This window comes from Rhizobium sp. SG570 (genome assembly GCF_012275345.1).
GTDB lineage: Bacteria > Pseudomonadota > Alphaproteobacteria > Rhizobiales > Rhizobiaceae > Rhizobium > Rhizobium lusitanum.
Genome location: NZ_JAAZQI010000033.1, coordinates 24,424 through 40,260 on the forward strand (window position 1 = coordinate 24,424; position 15,837 = coordinate 40,260).

The following is a 15,837-nucleotide window of genomic DNA, read 5'->3' on the forward strand; positions in this document are numbered from 1 at the left end:
AGGGCGGCCCTCGGGTCGCCCTTTTCATTTGTGCCGAAACAGTTTTGATGCAAGTTCGGCAAGTTTCATGGCCATGCAAATTTACGCAAACTGCCCCATTGCCGTTTTCAAAAAAGTCCCTATAAATCCCAGCGCAGCGATTTTAGAGGGTAAGCTGCAATGCACACAAATTTTACTTATTTTCGGCACGCTTAATCAGCGCCTGCGTACAATCATGACATCAGGGAATGATGGCGTCCGGATTTATTACTTGAAATGACTTCATAGACGGGATCGACAACCCGAAAAGCATGGCGAAAGACGGAATCGGCGGAGATGCGGCTCTGCTTTTCCTGAAGGCGCGACATGCGGGGGAGACGTTCCATCCGAAGATGGACGGAATTCGAATGAAGCGCGCTCGGGGGACCATGCGCTCAAGTGAGGATCATATTGTTCAAGATTGCCAAGGCCAATTTTTCCGCACCCTTTGCTCCCGGCTCGCTGGAATTCGGGGGGCATGATCCCGATCTTCTGGCGCAGTTTTGTGTTTCCGAAGGTTGGACGGGCGACCTGTCGAGCGGCATCATCCGGCTCGGTCAGTGGAGCACCATGCTGCACGGGCTGAGCTCCTCGGAATGCGGTCTCTTGAGCCTGATGCATTGCTATGATGCGCATGATCGCATCCGCATCCTCGATATTTTCGAGCAAGGGGCTACCGCTGCATCCTGCTTCTGCTACTCAACGACGATCCTTGGTACCGGCGGTCATCGCCAGCCAATCTTCTGCGTCGGCGAATCCATCGCCGCCGACGGAAAACATGCCGGCAGCCTGGTCGGCGTCTTCCTGTTTCCGCGCTTCAAGCTGGAGCCGGGCAGCCAGCTGGCCATCCGGCAGTAGAAGCCACTGTCGATGATGGTCAGGTGAATTCACCATCGTCGCCCCTGCGTGCCCGCCCCTCACCCCAACCCTCTCCCCGCAAGCAGGGAAAGGGAGTCTCGTCCTCTAAAATCGGCACCTTCATTGCTGAGTGAGATCCCGCCGCAAACGCGGGACCGACCCCCTCGCCCCGTCTACGGCAGGGCAATCGCATATGAGATGAGATCGTCGCCGCACAACCCCTTCTCCCCTCGGGGAAAAGGGGTTGTGCGGCACTGGCATGCCCCATAAGCAATTGCCCTGCCGTCTACGGGGAGCGTGCTGGCGTGAGAGGCCAGGCACATAGACGCCGACAAAGACGGACCTGACCGACCTGCTCCCGAAGAGATCGGAGCCAATCAATCCCGCTTTGGAATGTTCAACCCGCGCTGGCTCGCCGGACGTGCAAGAGCGCGCTCCAGCCAGCTCATGACCGAGGGGAAGCTCTCGAATTCGAGAACGTCCCGGCCGCCATAAAACACATCGACGCCGCGAACCCACGGAAACGTCGTGATGTCGGCAATGGTGTATTCGTCGCCCATGATCCACTGGCGCCCCTTCAGGCGCTCTTCCAGAACCCCTAAAAGACGCTTGGCCTCGTCGCGATAACGTTCGACCGGATAGGGATTGTTGGCAACCTTATCAGCCGCAAACTTGAAGAAGTGCCCGAACTGGCCGAACATCGGACCAATGCCGGCCATCTGGAAGAAGACCCATTCCAACACCTCGTAACGGCCGGCCGCGTCCTTGGGCATAAGCTTGCCGGTCTTCTCGGCGAGATAGACCAGGATCGCACCGGACTCGAACAGGCCGATCGGCTTGCCGTCCGGACCATTGGGATCGATGATCGCGGGAATGCGACCGTTCGGATTCAGCGAAACGAATTCCGGCGACTTCTGGTCGTTGGTGCCGAAGGAAACCAGATGAGGCTCATAGGGCAGACCCAGTTCCTCGAGCGCGATCGACACCTTGACGCCATTTGGCGTCGGCAGCGAATAGAGCTGGATGATATCCGGATTGCTGGCGGGCCAGCGCTTCGTGATTGGAAAAGACGACAGATCGGCCATGGGGGCTCCTTCCAAGATTATGATTTTGGCGGATGAATTTGCGTCACCATAACCGATACGGAGCCGATGGGAAGAGTGCCGAGCGTCAGCATTGTTCACTGATTGTGAACTAATTGTGCGCAGTTGTTTATCTTTTCAATCTCCCAAAAATCACGAATATCTGTCTTCAGAAATTGTCGCCACCGACCCAACCGCTTTCATTGGAGACTATCATGTCCAACACCAACAATATCGTCATCCTCGTGGCGCGCATCCTGCTCGCCTTCATGTTCATCTTCGCCGGCTTCGGCAAGCTGACCGATCCGGCAGGCACCGCCGGCATGATCGCCGGCGCCGGCATGCCCTACGCAACGCTTCTCACCTATCTCGCCGGCACCTTCGAATTCGTGACGGGCGTTTGCGTTCTCATCGGCTTCCAGGTCCGCATCGTCGGCTGGCTGCTCGCCGCCTTCTGCGTGTTCACCGGTGTTATCTTCCACCTGCCGACCGTCAACGTTCCGGACTTTCCGGCTGCCGCCAACGGCTGGATCAACGGCCTGAACTTCGTCAACTTCCTGAAGAACGTCACGCTCGCCGGCGCCTACATCATGCTCGCCACCAACGGCGCAGGCGTCTATTCGCTCGACGCACGCCGCGGTGCTTACGCCACCGCTTGATTGCAGCGCATCTCCCAGGACTAAAAAAGCCCGCCGGATCGCTCCGGCGGGCTTTTTTCATGCGTGAATATCCAAAAAATCAGAGCGCGGCACGCACCGCCGCGACGATGCGCTGAACCATGGGGTTGCCCTCGTGGCTTTGCTTGCGGGCGCGAACGAGGCACGCCTCCGAGCGCAGGATGACGCCATCAGACAGAACCTTGAGATGGTTCGCCCTCAGCGTCGAGCCGGTGGAGGTAATGTCGACGATGATATCGGCGGAGCCGGCGGCCGGCGCACCCTCGGTAGCGCCGAGGCTTTCGACGATGCGATAGAGCTGGATGCCGTGCTGGCTGGAGAAGAACTGCTGCGTCAGCCGCCAATATTTGGTGGCGACCGTCAACCTGCGGCCATGACGGGCGCGGAAATCGGCGGCGACATCGCCGAGATCGGCCATGGTGTCGACATCGAGCCAGATGTCAGGCACGGCGACCACGACATCGGCATGGCCGAAGCCGAGGCGGGCTGAGAATTCGACGCGGCGATCCGCCTCCGCCATGCCCTCACGCACGAGGTCCTCGCCGGTGACGCCGAAATCGACGCTGCCATTGCCGAGCTCGCGCGAGATTTCCGAGGCCGACAGGAAAGCGATCTCGACATCCTCCCAACCCTCGACGCGCCCGCGATAGGAGCGGTCATTGCCGACGGCGACAATGGGCATGCCGGCGCGTTCGAAGATCGCCGAGCAATCGTCCTTCATCCGGCCCTTGGAGGGAAGCGCAATGGTGATCGTCATCAGGCTGCCCTCGCGGTTTCGATGCGGTCGAGCCAGAGCGCAAAGCCGACGGCGGGGATGTGATCCCTAGCACCGAGCAGGGTCAGCAATCGGTCGAAGCGGCCGCCGCCGGCGAGCACCGCCGTCGACCCCTCCACCGTCGCCTCGAAGACGAGGCCGGTATAATAGTCGAGCGGGCGGCCGAAGGCGGCGCGATATTCGATCATCGATGTATCGACCCCGGCATTGGCGAGCGCCGCGACACGGGCATCGAAACCTTCCAGCGCCGCGCCCAGCTTCAGGCCCGCCGCGTCGGCAAAGCCGGCCAGCGCTGCAGACGCGTCCGCCAGCGGCAGGCTCAACGACAGAAACTCTTCCAGCACGCCGAAGGCGGCGTTATCGAGACGGGTTTCCGACAGTACCAGCTTCTCGCGAAGACGGCGAGCGATCTCCTGTGGCGAGCGGCTGGCATTGGTGGAATAGCCGGTCGCCTGCATGGTGTTGTCGATATGAATGACCAGCCCCTGCTCGTCGCCGCGATTGAGGAAATCGAGGGCATGCGGATCGAGCCCGGTGACCGGATGCGGGCTTGCCAGACGCGCCAGCAGGGTTTCGAGCTGCATCATGTTGCCGAAGGCATGGATCAGCCGCTTCTGCCAGCCGGAGGGCAGACCGAGCGCCTGGACGACCGCCTCGAACACGGCCTGGTCGCCCAGCGTCACCGACAATGCCTTGCCGGGGACCAGGCGGTTGAGGATGGCGATGGCATCGCCGATGGCGCGCGCATCGGCGCTTGCCGTATCGCGGTCGCCGAGATCTTCGATGCCAGCCTGATAGAATTCATGGCCGCCCTCGCGGCGCTGGCGAAAGATTTCACCCACATAGGAATAGCGCTTCGGCGTGCCGGTCGCGGTTTCGATGTGGCGCAGGCACACGGGAATGGTGAATTCCGGACGCAGGCAAAGGCTGGCGCCGGTCTCGCTTTCGGTCATGAAGATGCGGCGGCGAAGGTCTTCGCCCGCCATGTCGAGAAACGGCTCGGCCGGCTGGATGATGGGCGTGTCGACCCGCTCCGTCCGGCGGCCGGTAAATTCGGCAAGGAGGTCACCGGCAAAATCCGGAAGGTTGATCAGGGCCATCAGCCCGCCCTCTTCCTGTCTTCCGCCTGTGCCGCCAGTATTTCCTGTACCTTGGCGACCAATTCTGCCTCCGGCACAACGTCCTGCGCGACGCGGGCTTCGCGCCAGCTGGCATTGTCCTCGATTTCGCCGGAGAGGCGCTTGCCCTCGATCAGGTCTTTGAGCTGGACGACGCCCTGGGCGCGCTCATCGCCGCCCTGGATGATGGCGATCGGGCAGCCGCGGCGGTCGGCATATTTCAGCTGATTGCCGAACTTCTTCCAGTTGCCCTGGAACATCTCGGCGCGGATGCCGGCGGCACGCAGCTGCTGCGTGAAGCGCTGATAGCGGCCCATGGCCTCGACATCGCCGTCCATGACGGTGACGAGGACCGGAGCGATCACCTCGTCCTGGCCGAGCTTACCTAGGTTCTTCAGGGCCGTCATCAGACGGGAGACGCCGATGGAGAAGCCCGTGGCCGGCACCGGCTGGCCCATGAAGCGCGAGACGAGCCCGTCATAACGGCCGCCGCCGCCGACCGAGCCGAAAACGACCTTTTCGCCCTTCTCGTTGATGACATCGAACAGCAGCTCGGCCTCATAGACCGGGCCGGTGTAATATTCGAGGCCGCGCACGACGGAGGGGTCGATCTTGATACGATCAGCCTGATAGCCGGCGCTGGTGACGAGGCTGCCGATGAAATTCAACTCCTCGACGCCCTCGCCGCCATTCGAGGTGCCGGCGACCAGCTCGGCGAGCTGGACGGCGCTTTCGGCATAATCCTTGATGCCGACAAAGAAGAGCACCTTGTCGATCTGCTCGACATCGAGCCCGGCGCCCTTGGTGAAATCGCCGGATTCGTCCTTGCGGCCAGGTCCGAGCAGCAGTGCCACGCCTTCGGGACCGAACTTGTCGAGCTTGTCGATGGCGCGCAATACGTTCAACCGCTGGCCGGCCTTGTCGTCGCCGCCAAGGCCGATCGCTTCCAACACGCCATCCAGAACCTTGCGGTTGTTGACGCGGATCACATAGTCGCCGCGCTTGATGCCGAGGGCTTCCAGCGTATCGGCCATCATCATGCACATTTCGGCATCGGCCTGTACGCCCGGCGCGCCGACGGTGTCGGCATCGAACTGCATAAACTGGCGGAAGCGGCCCGGGCCTGGCTTCTCATTGCGGAAGACATAGCCGGCGCGATAGGTGCGATAGGGAAGCTGGATCTCGTTGAAGTTCTCCGCGACATGACGAGCGAGAGGCGCCGTCAGGTCGTAGCGCAGCGACATCCATTGCTCGTCGTCATCCTGAAGCGAGAACACGCCTTCGTTGGGCCGGTCGCTGTCGGGCAGGAACTTGCCGAGCGCATCGGTATATTCGAACAGGGGCGTCTCGACGGGATCGAAACCATAATGCTCGTATACGCTACGGATCTTTGCGGTCATCTCGTTGACGGCGCGGATATCGCTTGCCGAACGATCGACAAAGCCGCGCGGCAGGCGGGCCTTGAGCTTCTGTGGTTTCTTCTGCTTGTCGCTCATCTGTAGGGTAATCCGGTACGGGAACAGTGGCGGTTAACTAGCGGATTGGGCGGAATGCGGCAAGGATTGTTATATGTTAGCGGTCGACAAAACCGACAAAAGCCGGACAGCGAGACAGAGACGCCATGCCATACGCGATCGTTCTGAAATGTTCGAATGCCACCGCCACTCCTGTCTTGGATCTCTGGCGAGAGGCCAGCGGGTTCGAAAGCATCCCGTCCATGGCGCGTCTGGACTATCCTCCGCATCTGACCTTCGCCATCTACGAGGACATTCTGCCGACCGTTCTCTTCGCGACGGCCCAAAAAGTATTCGGCAATATGCCGGCCATATCGATCGAATTTGCGGATATCGGCCATTTCCTCAACGAGATGCTGGTTCTATGGGCGCGTCCCGCCGACGATCGAGTTCTGAGGCAAATGCATCGCGCTATCCATGACGACATTGATCCCGCTCTCTGCTACGAGCACTATTGCCCGGACCATTGGCAGCCGCATTGCACCATCGCCATGAGCATTCCGGCTGCTTCGGCGGAGCAAGCACTGGAATGGGCGGCGAGAAAACGTTCGGGATTCACCGTGACCTTCGATGCCGTCGATTGCATCAGCTTTCCTCCGGTCGAAATCATCAAGCAGGTCGAACTGCTGCCCTGATCGCCACACAATGTCGCGCCGCTGCAATTTGCACTTGCCTTCGAAGCACGCGCGGCTAGGTTCTTGCTCATGCGCTTCTTCGCGATCCTGACGATGTTGATTGCCTGGCTGTTCTACGGTGCCATGCCGGCGCTGGCGAACTGTCCTATCTGCGATTCCGTGATGGCGATGCCGGCCGCATCCGCGATGAGCATGCACGACGATATGCCTGGCATGACGGGTCATGGCGACATGGCTCAGCACGAGGACAGGAAGCCGGAAAATCCTTGTGCCGGCGGCATGGCGCATGTGCCGTCCTGCGCGGCCTGCCTGGCCGTTATGCCAGTGCTTGCGGCTGCCGACAGCAGGCAGGATGCATTCTCCTATCCGGTGCCGGCATCCGGCCAACGTCTTGCCGGCTCCCGCCCGGAGCCGACGGCGCCGCCGCCCCGTTTCGCCTGACGACCCTCTGTTTTCATCGCAAGAGCGGGTTCTCCGCTCACATTCAGATATCGTCCAGAAATGGAAGGGACGCCTATGTCTATGTCAAGAACCCTTATCCTCGCCGGCGCTTTCGCCTTTGCCTTTACCCTTCCCGCCCTTGCCGACGACATGTCGGGCATGGACATGAGCAAACCGATGGGCGACCAGGGCGCCTCCAGCAAGGCTTTCAACAATGCCATGGGCAAGATGCACAAGGACATGATGATCACCTATAGCGGCGATGCCGACGCGGATTTCGTCCGCGGCATGATCCCGCACCATCAAGGCGCGATCGACATGGCCAAGGTGGAGTTGAAATATGGCAAGGATCCCGAACTGCGCAAACTGGCGGAGGCCGTCGTCACCGCCCAGGAAGCCGAGATCAAGGAGATGAAGGCCTGGCTGAAGAAGCACGGCAAGTAATTTCGCGAGAACGGGAGGCGGCACGCGAGCGCCGCCTCCCTTGCCGTCATTCAGGCTGTTGAGAGGGTGGGCGGCAGAATACCTTGTCCAGCCAGCCCGAAACGGCGCGGATGCGGGCGAGTTGGCGAAACTCCGCATGGATCAGCAGCCACACCTCACGCACCGGCAGGCTTCCGTCCCCGCTGTCGACGCGGCACAGACCGTCGGCATCCTCGGCCAAGACTCTTGGCAGGAGCGCGCGCCCCAGCCCGGCAATCGCGGCCTGGAGCAGGGATTCCGCATCGTTGATCGCAAGAGCGCCGGCGCGGCCGGACTTCTCCGCTTGGGTTGCGATCCAGCGGGCGTGCGGCAGATGCGCCATCGCCTCTTCATAAACAATCCAGGGCAAGTTTTCCGCCTGATCCCGCTGCCCTTCCGCCACATAGACGGCATAGTCCAGCGTCGCGATGCGTCGCGCCACGACCTTGCTGTTCGCCATATCGGCCGGCCTTGCAAGCCGCAGCGCCATGTCTGCCTCGCGCCGGGTCAGGTTGAAGTTGCGGGCATCGCCGATGAGCTCGAATTGCAGGCCAGGATGATGCGACAGGAGACCGGGTACCGCCGGGATCAGCAGGCGATTGATGAAGGATGGCGGCGCCGTCAAGCGCACCCTGCCGAGTGCCATGGGGTCGGCGGCCTCCAAGGCCCCTGACAGCGCCATGACTTCCGCCTCGATCGCTTCTGCCCGCGCCACAGCAATTTCGCCCGTCGGCGTCGGCAACATCATGCCGCCTGCATCGCGCTGGAACAGGGCCGCGCCAAGATGCTGCTCCACTATTCTCAGGCGTCGGCCAACGGTCGTCGCATCGGTGCCGAGTTCCCTTCCGGCCGCGGCGAAGGAGCGGCAGCGTGTCAGAGCAAGAACATAGCGCAGGTCATTCCAATCGATATCGTGCAATTTTGCAGCCCCTCACGGCAAACTCACCGCATGCAATCGCATTATTGCAGTCATAGGCTGGGAGGGTCCAGCCAAGGAGGCTACAATGAAACTATTCGCGGTTTTGTTCGAAGACGAACGGCAAGATGCCGCCGCCATTCGCAAGGAATATCTGGGGCGCCACTTCACCTTTCTGGAGGAGAACGCAGCCTCCATCAAGACGGCGGGACCGCTCAACCGGGAAGACGACACTTTTGCCGGCGGGCTATGGCTCGTCGAAGCTGAGTGTTCCGATGATGTCGACCGACTGGTGAAGAAAGATCCCTTCTGGTCAGCCGGGCTCAGAAAATCGGTGCAGATCCTGGCGTGGAACCGGGTGTTTGCGGACGGCAGGCGTCTCTAGCATCGACCATTGCTATAGTTTCGGCGAGGTTCCGGCCGCCTTCGATCATCTCGATCGCGGTGCCTTCGGCAAGATCGTCATCGAGTTGTGATGACATGCGAGCCGCCGTCCCTCAGACGGCGGCTCGGTCTCGGCATAAATCAAGCCTTCGGTTCGAAGGGCTGGGGCACGCGCAAGGCGCCCTGGCGGACCAGCATCCAGCCGGGATATTCAGGCGCAAGCGCGCTGACCTGGTCGAGCTTGGCGATATCGTCGGCATCAAGCTGAAGCTTGACGGCGGCGAGATTCTGATCGAGCTGATCGAGACGCTTGGCGCCGATGATAATGCTGGTGACGAAAGGCTTCGCCAGGATCCAGGCAAGCGCCACGGTGGCGACGCTTGCGCCATGTTTGTCGGCCACTTCGCGCATGGCAGCGACGCAGGCCCAGGCACGGTCCTTGTCAACGGGCGGGAAGTCGAAGCTCGCCCGTCGTCCCTCGCCATTGCCCGGGGCTCCCGGGCCATACTTACCGGATAGCAGGCCGCCCGCGAGTGGCGACCAGACCATGAGGCCGAGCTTTTCCTCGGCCATCAGCGGCACGACTTCACGCTCCAGATCGCGGCCGGCGATGGAATAATAGGCCTGAACCGTCTCGAACCGGGCAAAGCCGCGGCGTTCGGACAGGCCGAGCGCCTTGGCGATGCGCCAGGCCTGCCAGTTGGAAACGCCGACATAGCGGACGAGACCGCGCGAGACGAGATCATCCATCGCCCGCAGCGTCTCCTCGATCGGCGTCACTGTGTCCGTCGCATGGATCTGGTAAAGATCGATGTGATCCGTCTGCAGGCGGTCGAGGCTTGCCTGCACAGAGTCCATGATATGGCCGCGCGATGCGCCGCGATCATTCGGCTTGTCGCCCATGACGCCACAGACCTTGGTGGCGATGACGACATCCTTGCGGGGAACACCGAGGTTCTTCAGGGCCTGGCCGAGCAGCTTTTCGGAATTGCCGAGCGAATAGACGTCGGCGGTATCGATGAAATTGATGCCGGCGGCGAGCGAGCTTTCGACGATCTTGTCGGCCAGCGCCTGGTCGACGTCGGCGATCGAGCCCCAGGTGCTGTTGGGATTGGCTTCGCCGAAGGTCATCGTGCCCAAGCAAAGCTCGGAGACGAACAGGCCGGTATTACCGAGTTGATTGTAACGCATAGGAGAAAATTCCCTTGTGGTCAGCCGGAAGAGACTTCCAGTCTGTGAGTTCTTATCTCTTGGCTATAATTGGCCCCGGCATGGCAGCCGCTTGTCCGCGCCGCCGTGGAGAGGTCAGAAGACAGTCGTCGAAGCTCGGCTCTGGCGCCGTCGCAATCGAGACAACAACGACATAATGCACCGGAATTGGCTTTCAACGCGAGACCTCCGATCGATCACGATGCGGTTACCATTGCTCGCTCTTGCTTCCAGTCCGGCGCAGGATAGACTCCAACCTTCATCCCCTGCGCAGAACGGAAATACCGATGACGCAACGCCCGCTGACCACGATCGGCTTCGATGCCGATGACACGCTCTGGCAGAACGAACAATTCTACCGGCTGACGGAACAGCAGTTCATCGATCTGCTCTCCGACCATGCCGACAGCGACCGTGTTTCGGCGCGGCTGCTGGAGGCGGAGAAGCGCAATCTGCGCCACTACGGCTTCGGCATCAAAGGCTTCACGCTCTCGATGATCGAGACTGCGATCGAGATCACGGAGGGCCAGCTGCCGGCGACCGTCATCGCTGAGATCCTCGATATCGGCCGGGATCTTCTCGCCCATCCCGTCGAAACGCTGCCGCATGTCCGCCAGACGCTGGAAGCGCTGTCTGGCAACTATCTGCTGGTGCTGATCACCAAGGGCGACCTCTTCGATCAGGAGCGCAAGCTCGCCCAGTCCGGCTTGGGCGATCTTTTCGATGCGGTCGAGATCGTCTCGGACAAGAACGCCTCCACCTATCGCCGCATCTTTTCCAAGGTGGGCGACGGACCGGAGCGGGCGATGATGATCGGCAATTCGCTGAAGTCGGACATCGTGCCGGCGCTTGCCGCCGGCAGCTACGGGGTCTTCGTGCCGCACGAGCTCACCTGGGCCTTCGAACATGTCGAGGAGCCCACGGAAGCCCCGCGTTTCCGCAAGATCGGTCATCTCGGAGAATTGGCAAGCGTAATCGAAGGGCTGTCCTGAGCCCTACTGCCCCTGCTTGGAACGCGGCGGGAAAAGCATCGGTCCCTGATCCTTCCGCTGATCGGCGGGCGGTTGCTGCGCAGCCGGCGGATTGGGATCGATGAGGATTTCATATGGCGCGCCGAGACCGCGACGACGCGTGACGCGAGAATAATAGGGCTTGATCAGCCAGGTGGTATCCTCGTTGACTGTGACATCAGCGGTGTTGCCGTCCTCGTCCGTGCCGAAGAAGGATTCGTCATCGTTCGAGGACAGATCGAAAATCGCCATATAGGTGTATGGGCTCTTCGAACTGAAGGTGATCCGCACATGCTGGCCCTTCTTGAGCGCCAGCATGTAGACCTTGCCCTTGCCGAACTTCGTCCAGCCCGTCAATTTCTCGAGCACGGCAGGCAGGCCGATCTTCTCGATCGTCTCTCCCCGATCGAGCTGCGGCAGTTGCAACTGCTGCTGCGTATCCTCCGCATAGACGACCCGGCCGTCAAGGAGCGCGAGGACGGACAGCGAAAGACCAACGGCCAGACCTTTCATGGCCGCACCAATGCGCGGCGCATCGCCTCCACCTCTTTCCGGCAAAAGCAACCCTCTATGTGATCGTTGACGAGGCCCATGGCCTGCATGAAAGCGTAAACTGTCGTTGGGCCGACGAAAGTCCAGCCGCGCTTCTTCAGATCCTTCGAAATCCGCACGGAAGCAGGTGTCGTCGGGTTGGCGCGAAGGTGCGCAAAGTCGAAGACATCGGGGCGCTCCGCAGTGCCGGGCTCATGGCTCCAGAAATAGCGGGCGAGCGATCCGAATTCCCCGCGCAGCTCAATGGCGCGGCGGGCATTGTTGATGGTGGAGACGATCTTGCCGCGATGGCGGATGATGCCCGCGTCACCAAGGCAGCGTTCGATATCTGCCTCTTCGAACCGGGCAACCTTCTCGAAATCGAAACCGGCAAAAGCGGCACGAAAGTTCTCGCGCTTGCGCAGGATCGTCAGCCAGGAGAGGCCGGATTGAAAGCCCTCCAGGCAGATCTTCTCGAACAACCTGATGTCGTTTACGACCGGGCGACCCCATTCCTCGTCGTGATAGCGCAGATATTCCGGCAGATTGCCGTGCCAGAAGCAGCGGTCCTTGCCGTCCTCGCCGGTGATGATGCCCGTTTCGGTCATTTTTGCGATTCGTCTCCCAATTCAGCGGGCACCACCGGAAACCGGTAAAGCAACTATCGGATAAAATCAGATCAATCAAACGCTTAAAATCATAGGCGCATTTCGGCGATCGCGCATTCCGATTCCAGATTTACCACTTGCAAACCATATTTCCAAACCAGGCGGTAACCCTGACAAAGCTTTATCGGCTTTCCGGCATTTTGATGAATAGATGTTTACCATTCGCTCGCGCGCAGGTGGCACCATAGTCGTGACCGGGCGCTGTCGCGCCCATCCTCGGCCCATGTGTAGAGAGTTTGTCCGATGATGAAACACGCCATTCTATGTGCTGCCGGCGCCTTGAGCCTGGTTGCCTCAACCGCCCTCGCAGACGATCGCTACCAGTCGCGCCCGCCTGTGATCGTCAGTCCCGATCTGACCGCTCCCTGGGTGATGCAGCTCGGCGGCAACGGCGTCCAGCCGGTCGTCTACCCAGTTCGACCGATGGCGCGGCGTGCCGCCGAACAGCAGGTCAATCCGCAGGTTCGCCAGGTCGTGCAGCCGCGTGGGCTGTTCTCGCGTCCCGTCGTGCAACAGGTCGCCATGGCCCGCCCGCAATATCCGGCAATCCGCGGCCAGATCGATCCGCAATTCCTGCCGCAGGTCGTCGATTACCAGACCAAGGAAAAGCCCGGCAGCATCGTCATCGACACCAACAACCGCTTCCTTTACCTGGTGATGGAAGACGGCAAGGCACGGCGCTATGGCGTCGGCGTCGGCAAGCCCGGCTTCGAATGGGCCGGCGCCCACACCGTCACCCGCAAGCAGGAATGGCCGGACTGGAACCCGCCGTCCGAAATGGTGGCACGGGAAGCTGCAAAGGGGCACTATCTGCCGGCACACATGGAAGGCGGCGAAGGCAATCCGCTCGGCGCGCGCGCCATGTATCTCGGCTCAACCCTTTATCGCATCCACGGCACCAACGCGCCCTGGACGATCGGCAACGCCGTCTCGTCAGGCTGCATCCGTCTGCGAAACGAGGATGTCATCGACCTCTATAACCGGGTGAAGGTCGGAACCCGCGTTATCGTAATGTGATCTGCAGATCACTCTGGGGAATGCGCGGCGATCTCGCTCCCGATCGAAGGAGCCTCGGGGTTCGCCGCGCCAGCGTTATCCTCCCACACACTACAGCCCCGACTATAGCCGACCGGACGACAGAAGAGATGGCGCTCCTTTGAGGCCAATCTTTGCATCGGACATTTTGATCTTGATCCCCTCGCAGGTTTCGGTAGTTTCTTGCTGAATTCAGCGAGGGGAATGACATATGAAACCAGCACTATCCGTCGTGGCGGCAGGCGTCGTTACGGCGTGTCTTCTTGCGGCATCGAACGCCGCGGCTTTCAGCGCTTCCGCACCCTATGCGGCGCCGGCCACGCGCAGCGATGTGATCCGGGTGGCGACGGAGCCGCGGGGCCAGGTCAAGCCACAGTTCCAGCGGCGGTTGGTCAGGCTGGCGACCAACGAGCAGCCGGGCACCATTATCATCGATACCAACAACAAGTATCTCTATCTCGTCGAAGGCGACAACCGCGCGCGACGCTACGGCATCGGCGTTGGCCGCGACGGCTTCGGATGGTCGGGCGTCGTCAAGGTTGGCCGCAAGGCGGAATGGCCGGGCTGGACGCCGCCGCCGGAAATGCGTGTCCGCGAAGCCAAGAAGGGCCATAAGCTGCCAGCCTTCCAGGAAGGTGGCGAGGACAATCCGCTCGGCGCACGCGCCATGTATCTCTATCGCAACGGCAACGACACGGCCTTTCGCATCCACGGCACCAATCAGCCCTGGAGCATCGGCCTGAACATGTCCTCCGGCTGCATCCGCATGATGAACAAGGATGTGACGGATCTCTACGATCGGGTGCCGATCGGTACCAAGGTCATCGTCGTCGGGCCCGGTAACAAGCAGGGCGAAGTCAGCTATCAGGATCGCGGCGTCGATGTGCTGAGGACGATCTTCGGCGGCTGATCGGCTGATACCGTTCGCGACTCACACTCAAGCCTGAATCACGAGCGCCCTGAGCCATGGACAGGCTCAGGGCGCTCGTGTCGCCTTGGAACACGGCTCCGTTTCTGTTTCGTACCGGTACGGCGAAGCCCACTGTTGCGTTGTTGTGACATCCTCGAACTTATCGGGACTGACTGCCGGAAAATGGCCGCTTATATTCAGTTTCGTGTCAGTTTTCCCGCCTAAGCCACATCCAGTTACCAGTGTGTGCAATAGAACTGTCATAGAAGCGCGTTTAGATAGCATCAATTTGCCATCCGGGGATTTCATATGCATCGCGCATTTCGCATCAAGCAGCCGGCTGTCGCCGCGCTTGCGATTTCAGCATTCCTATTCGCCGCCAACTCTGCCTCGGCGGAAATGCAGTTTTCAGCTTATGGCGGCTTCCAAGGTGCCACCGGCAGCAATGTGAAGACATCGGACGGTGCCGATTTCGACCCCAACTGGTCGGGAAAATCCTTCAAGATGCCGCCCTATTTCGGCTTCCGCGGCATCTGGTGGCTTGACGAATTCGACAAGTCGAACTGGGGCGTGTCGCTCGACTACACCCATGCGAAGGTTTACGGCGATCTCGGCAATACGCCCGGCTGGTCACATTTCGAGTTCACCGACGGCCTGAACATGCTGACGCTGAACGCGCTCTATCGCTTCCAGGATCCGACCCGCAAGTGGACGCCCTATGTCGGCCTCGGCGCCGGCATCAACGTGCCGCATGTCGAAGTCACGCGCTCGTCGGGCCGCACCTTCGATTACGAATTCGGCGGCGCGTCGCTGCAGGCACAGGCCGGTGTCAGCTACCAGTTCAGCAAGCGCTGGTCGACCTTCGTCGAATACAAGGGCAACTACAATTTCGTGGACAATGTCTCGATCGACAGCGGCGACACGCTGAAGACCAGGGTCTTCACCCACGCCCTCAACTTCGGTGTCTCGTTCAGCTTCTAAAAATATTTTGGCTGGGCTAGCGATGGATCCCCTAAACCGGTTCAGGCTTAGGGGATTTTGTGCTATGCAATAGAGCATGAGCTTTTCTTATTATCGGTGTGACTGGATTCATCCGGAAAGCGAGGAGCCGGTCGTCGTCTACTACGAGGTCGATGTCGCCGGCGACGTTCCGCGGCTGATCGACGTATTCGCTGACGGTCGCCGGCAATGCATGTCGGTTGCCGATTTTTCCGCGCGCGAGCACGACATGCGGCGCATCACCAGCCTGGTGGAAGGCTCGTTTTACGACGGCGTTGCGGATCTGGTGGACGGCATCTTCTTCGAGGAAGGGCAGGAGCGCATCAGCATGACGCAGATCGCTGCCGATAAATTCGAGATCGAATGGCAAACATACCGCCCGACCCCGCCGGACAAATTACATTAGAGCGCTGCGCATTTCACGGAATCGCTTAACCGCTCTATGTTGTTGTTTTTACGCACTTCCGGACGGAAACCACTACGCACCGTTCCTGGAGTTACTCTAGGTCACATACCCATAAAATAGTTTTTGTTTTTAATGGATTGTGATTCACTGCTTCCGTTGATTTGGAGGCAGTGATGGCTCGCTTTGATT

At 60.5% G+C, this 15,837-nt stretch carries 20 protein-coding genes; 12 read left to right on the forward strand and 8 right to left on the reverse strand.

Annotated features, from left to right (window positions below; genetic code table 11):
* The first annotated feature begins 67 nt into the window (after positions 1 to 67).
* Both FHT28_RS34140 and FHT28_RS34145 read left to right on the forward strand, forming a co-directional pair.
* The gene (locus FHT28_RS34140; protein WP_141694043.1) at positions 68 to 259 is read left to right on the forward strand and encodes a hypothetical protein; all 192 of its coding nucleotides are present in this window, start codon (positions 68 to 70) and stop codon (positions 257 to 259) included.
* A 170-nt stretch (positions 260 to 429) separates the two neighbouring features.
* Positions 430 to 876, forward strand: coding sequence for a hypothetical protein (locus FHT28_RS34145; protein ID WP_037200814.1), 447 nt, complete (start codon positions 430 to 432; stop codon positions 874 to 876).
* A gap of 377 nt (positions 877 to 1,253) precedes the next feature.
* On the opposite strand, the gene FHT28_RS34150 is transcribed toward FHT28_RS34145, so the two are convergent.
* Positions 1,254 to 1,961 carry a glutathione binding-like protein gene (locus tag FHT28_RS34150; RefSeq protein ID WP_047560810.1) on the reverse strand — a complete coding sequence of 236 codons (708 nt, stop codon included), beginning with the start codon at positions 1,959 to 1,961 and terminating at the stop codon, positions 1,254 to 1,256.
* Positions 1,962 to 2,173: 212 nt separating this feature from the next.
* Between FHT28_RS34150 and FHT28_RS34155 the strand changes: the two genes are divergently transcribed.
* Entirely contained in the window at positions 2,174 to 2,617 is a 444-nt protein-coding gene (locus tag FHT28_RS34155; protein ID WP_037200811.1) for a DoxX family protein, read from the forward strand.
* 79 nt (positions 2,618 to 2,696) lie between these two features.
* Here the strand turns inward: FHT28_RS34155 and hisG are convergent, their stop codons facing one another.
* Genes hisG through hisS form a run of 3 tightly spaced genes read right to left on the reverse strand, consistent with a single transcriptional unit; the run spans position 2,697 to position 6,024 of the window.
* A complete protein-coding gene (gene hisG, locus FHT28_RS34160; RefSeq protein ID WP_037200809.1) occupies positions 2,697 to 3,392 on the reverse strand; it encodes an ATP phosphoribosyltransferase in 696 nt (231 codons plus the stop codon).
* The gene (locus FHT28_RS34165; RefSeq protein ID WP_168598676.1) at positions 3,392 to 4,510 is read right to left on the reverse strand and encodes an ATP phosphoribosyltransferase regulatory subunit; all 1,119 of its coding nucleotides are present in this window, start codon (positions 4,508 to 4,510) and stop codon (positions 3,392 to 3,394) included. The genes hisG and FHT28_RS34165 overlap by 1 nt, the downstream gene beginning before the upstream one ends.
* Complete coding sequence (gene hisS, locus FHT28_RS34170; RefSeq protein ID WP_168598677.1) at positions 4,510 to 6,024, reverse strand: histidine--tRNA ligase; 1,515 nt, start codon at positions 6,022 to 6,024, stop codon at positions 4,510 to 4,512. The genes FHT28_RS34165 and hisS overlap by 1 nt, the downstream gene beginning before the upstream one ends.
* A gap of 125 nt (positions 6,025 to 6,149) precedes the next feature.
* On the opposite strand from hisS, the gene FHT28_RS34175 reads away from it, so the two are divergent.
* The 3 genes from FHT28_RS34175 to FHT28_RS34185 all read left to right on the forward strand — a co-directional run bounded on the left by FHT28_RS34175 (position 6,150) and on the right by FHT28_RS34185 (position 7,562).
* A complete protein-coding gene (locus FHT28_RS34175; RefSeq protein ID WP_168598678.1) occupies positions 6,150 to 6,677 on the forward strand; it encodes a 2'-5' RNA ligase family protein in 528 nt (175 codons plus the stop codon).
* Between the two features lie 69 nt (positions 6,678 to 6,746).
* A complete protein-coding gene (locus tag FHT28_RS34180) occupies positions 6,747 to 7,118 on the forward strand; it encodes a hypothetical protein (protein ID WP_168598679.1) in 372 nt (123 codons plus the stop codon).
* A gap of 75 nt (positions 7,119 to 7,193) precedes the next feature.
* Positions 7,194 to 7,562 (forward strand): DUF305 domain-containing protein, encoded by a 369-nt coding sequence (locus FHT28_RS34185; RefSeq protein ID WP_047560794.1) that lies wholly within the window; start codon positions 7,194 to 7,196, stop codon positions 7,560 to 7,562.
* A 46-nt stretch (positions 7,563 to 7,608) separates the two neighbouring features.
* Here FHT28_RS34185 and FHT28_RS34190 read toward each other — a convergent pair whose 3' ends face one another.
* On the reverse strand, positions 7,609 to 8,499 hold the full coding sequence (locus FHT28_RS34190) for a LysR family transcriptional regulator (protein WP_246705033.1): 891 nt from the start codon (positions 8,497 to 8,499) through the stop codon (positions 7,609 to 7,611).
* Between the two features lie 85 nt (positions 8,500 to 8,584).
* On the opposite strand from FHT28_RS34190, the gene FHT28_RS34195 reads away from it, so the two are divergent.
* The gene (locus FHT28_RS34195) at positions 8,585 to 8,881 is read left to right on the forward strand and encodes a YciI family protein (RefSeq protein ID WP_168598680.1); all 297 of its coding nucleotides are present in this window, start codon (positions 8,585 to 8,587) and stop codon (positions 8,879 to 8,881) included.
* A gap of 140 nt (positions 8,882 to 9,021) precedes the next feature.
* Here FHT28_RS34195 and FHT28_RS34200 read toward each other — a convergent pair whose 3' ends face one another.
* Positions 9,022 to 10,071 (reverse strand): aldo/keto reductase, encoded by a 1,050-nt coding sequence (locus FHT28_RS34200; RefSeq protein ID WP_168598681.1) that lies wholly within the window; start codon positions 10,069 to 10,071, stop codon positions 9,022 to 9,024.
* Positions 10,072 to 10,376: 305 nt separating this feature from the next.
* Between FHT28_RS34200 and FHT28_RS34205 the strand changes: the two genes are divergently transcribed.
* A complete protein-coding gene (locus FHT28_RS34205) occupies positions 10,377 to 11,081 on the forward strand; it encodes an HAD family hydrolase (protein WP_168598682.1) in 705 nt (234 codons plus the stop codon).
* A 3-nt stretch (positions 11,082 to 11,084) separates the two neighbouring features.
* Here FHT28_RS34205 and FHT28_RS34210 read toward each other — a convergent pair whose 3' ends face one another.
* Positions 11,085 to 11,612, reverse strand: a complete 528-nt coding sequence (locus FHT28_RS34210; RefSeq protein WP_037200787.1) for a hypothetical protein — start codon at positions 11,610 to 11,612, stop codon at positions 11,085 to 11,087.
* Positions 11,609 to 12,238 (reverse strand): DNA-3-methyladenine glycosylase I, encoded by a 630-nt coding sequence (locus tag FHT28_RS34215; RefSeq protein WP_037200786.1) that lies wholly within the window; start codon positions 12,236 to 12,238, stop codon positions 11,609 to 11,611. Before FHT28_RS34215 ends, FHT28_RS34210 begins: the two co-directional genes overlap by 4 nt.
* A gap of 303 nt (positions 12,239 to 12,541) precedes the next feature.
* Here FHT28_RS34215 and FHT28_RS34220 point away from each other — a divergent pair, with 303 nt between their 5' ends.
* The 4 genes from FHT28_RS34220 to FHT28_RS34235 all read left to right on the forward strand — a co-directional run bounded on the left by FHT28_RS34220 (position 12,542) and on the right by FHT28_RS34235 (position 15,648).
* Complete coding sequence (locus FHT28_RS34220) at positions 12,542 to 13,315, forward strand: L,D-transpeptidase (protein WP_037200784.1); 774 nt, start codon at positions 12,542 to 12,544, stop codon at positions 13,313 to 13,315.
* Positions 13,316 to 13,544: 229 nt separating this feature from the next.
* The gene (locus FHT28_RS34225) at positions 13,545 to 14,243 is read left to right on the forward strand and encodes a L,D-transpeptidase (RefSeq protein ID WP_037200782.1); all 699 of its coding nucleotides are present in this window, start codon (positions 13,545 to 13,547) and stop codon (positions 14,241 to 14,243) included.
* 309 nt (positions 14,244 to 14,552) lie between these two features.
* Positions 14,553 to 15,224, forward strand: a complete 672-nt coding sequence (locus tag FHT28_RS34230; protein WP_037200780.1) for a porin family protein — start codon at positions 14,553 to 14,555, stop codon at positions 15,222 to 15,224.
* Between the two features lie 76 nt (positions 15,225 to 15,300).
* Positions 15,301 to 15,648, forward strand: coding sequence for a hypothetical protein (locus tag FHT28_RS34235; protein ID WP_037200779.1), 348 nt, complete (start codon positions 15,301 to 15,303; stop codon positions 15,646 to 15,648).
* The last annotated feature ends 189 nt before the right edge of the window (positions 15,649 to 15,837 follow it).

Coding starts and splice junctions, on each gene's coding strand:
- FHT28_RS34140 (WP_141694043.1), top strand. CDS start 68: ATGGCCATGCAAATTTACGCAAACTGCCCCATTGCCGTTTTCAAAAAA.
- FHT28_RS34150 (WP_047560810.1), bottom strand. CDS start 1,961: ATGGCCGATCTGTCGTCTTTTCCAATCACGAAGCGCTGGCCCGCCAGC.
- FHT28_RS34155 (WP_037200811.1), top strand. CDS start 2,174: ATGTCCAACACCAACAATATCGTCATCCTCGTGGCGCGCATCCTGCTC.
- hisG (WP_037200809.1), bottom strand. CDS start 3,392: ATGACGATCACCATTGCGCTTCCCTCCAAGGGCCGGATGAAGGACGAT.
- FHT28_RS34165 (WP_168598676.1), bottom strand. CDS start 4,510: ATGGCCCTGATCAACCTTCCGGATTTTGCCGGTGACCTCCTTGCCGAA.
- hisS (WP_168598677.1), bottom strand. CDS start 6,024: ATGAGCGACAAGCAGAAGAAACCACAGAAGCTCAAGGCCCGCCTGCCG.
- FHT28_RS34175 (WP_168598678.1), top strand. CDS start 6,150: ATGCCATACGCGATCGTTCTGAAATGTTCGAATGCCACCGCCACTCCT.
- FHT28_RS34180 (WP_168598679.1), top strand. CDS start 6,747: ATGCGCTTCTTCGCGATCCTGACGATGTTGATTGCCTGGCTGTTCTAC.
- FHT28_RS34185 (WP_047560794.1), top strand. CDS start 7,194: ATGTCTATGTCAAGAACCCTTATCCTCGCCGGCGCTTTCGCCTTTGCC.
- FHT28_RS34195 (WP_168598680.1), top strand. CDS start 8,585: ATGAAACTATTCGCGGTTTTGTTCGAAGACGAACGGCAAGATGCCGCC.
- FHT28_RS34200 (WP_168598681.1), bottom strand. CDS start 10,071: ATGCGTTACAATCAACTCGGTAATACCGGCCTGTTCGTCTCCGAGCTT.
- FHT28_RS34205 (WP_168598682.1), top strand. CDS start 10,377: ATGACGCAACGCCCGCTGACCACGATCGGCTTCGATGCCGATGACACG.
- FHT28_RS34210 (WP_037200787.1), bottom strand. CDS start 11,612: ATGAAAGGTCTGGCCGTTGGTCTTTCGCTGTCCGTCCTCGCGCTCCTT.
- FHT28_RS34215 (WP_037200786.1), bottom strand. CDS start 12,238: ATGACCGAAACGGGCATCATCACCGGCGAGGACGGCAAGGACCGCTGC.
- FHT28_RS34220 (WP_037200784.1), top strand. CDS start 12,542: ATGATGAAACACGCCATTCTATGTGCTGCCGGCGCCTTGAGCCTGGTT.
- FHT28_RS34225 (WP_037200782.1), top strand. CDS start 13,545: ATGAAACCAGCACTATCCGTCGTGGCGGCAGGCGTCGTTACGGCGTGT.
- FHT28_RS34230 (WP_037200780.1), top strand. CDS start 14,553: ATGCATCGCGCATTTCGCATCAAGCAGCCGGCTGTCGCCGCGCTTGCG.
- FHT28_RS34235 (WP_037200779.1), top strand. CDS start 15,301: ATGAGCTTTTCTTATTATCGGTGTGACTGGATTCATCCGGAAAGCGAG.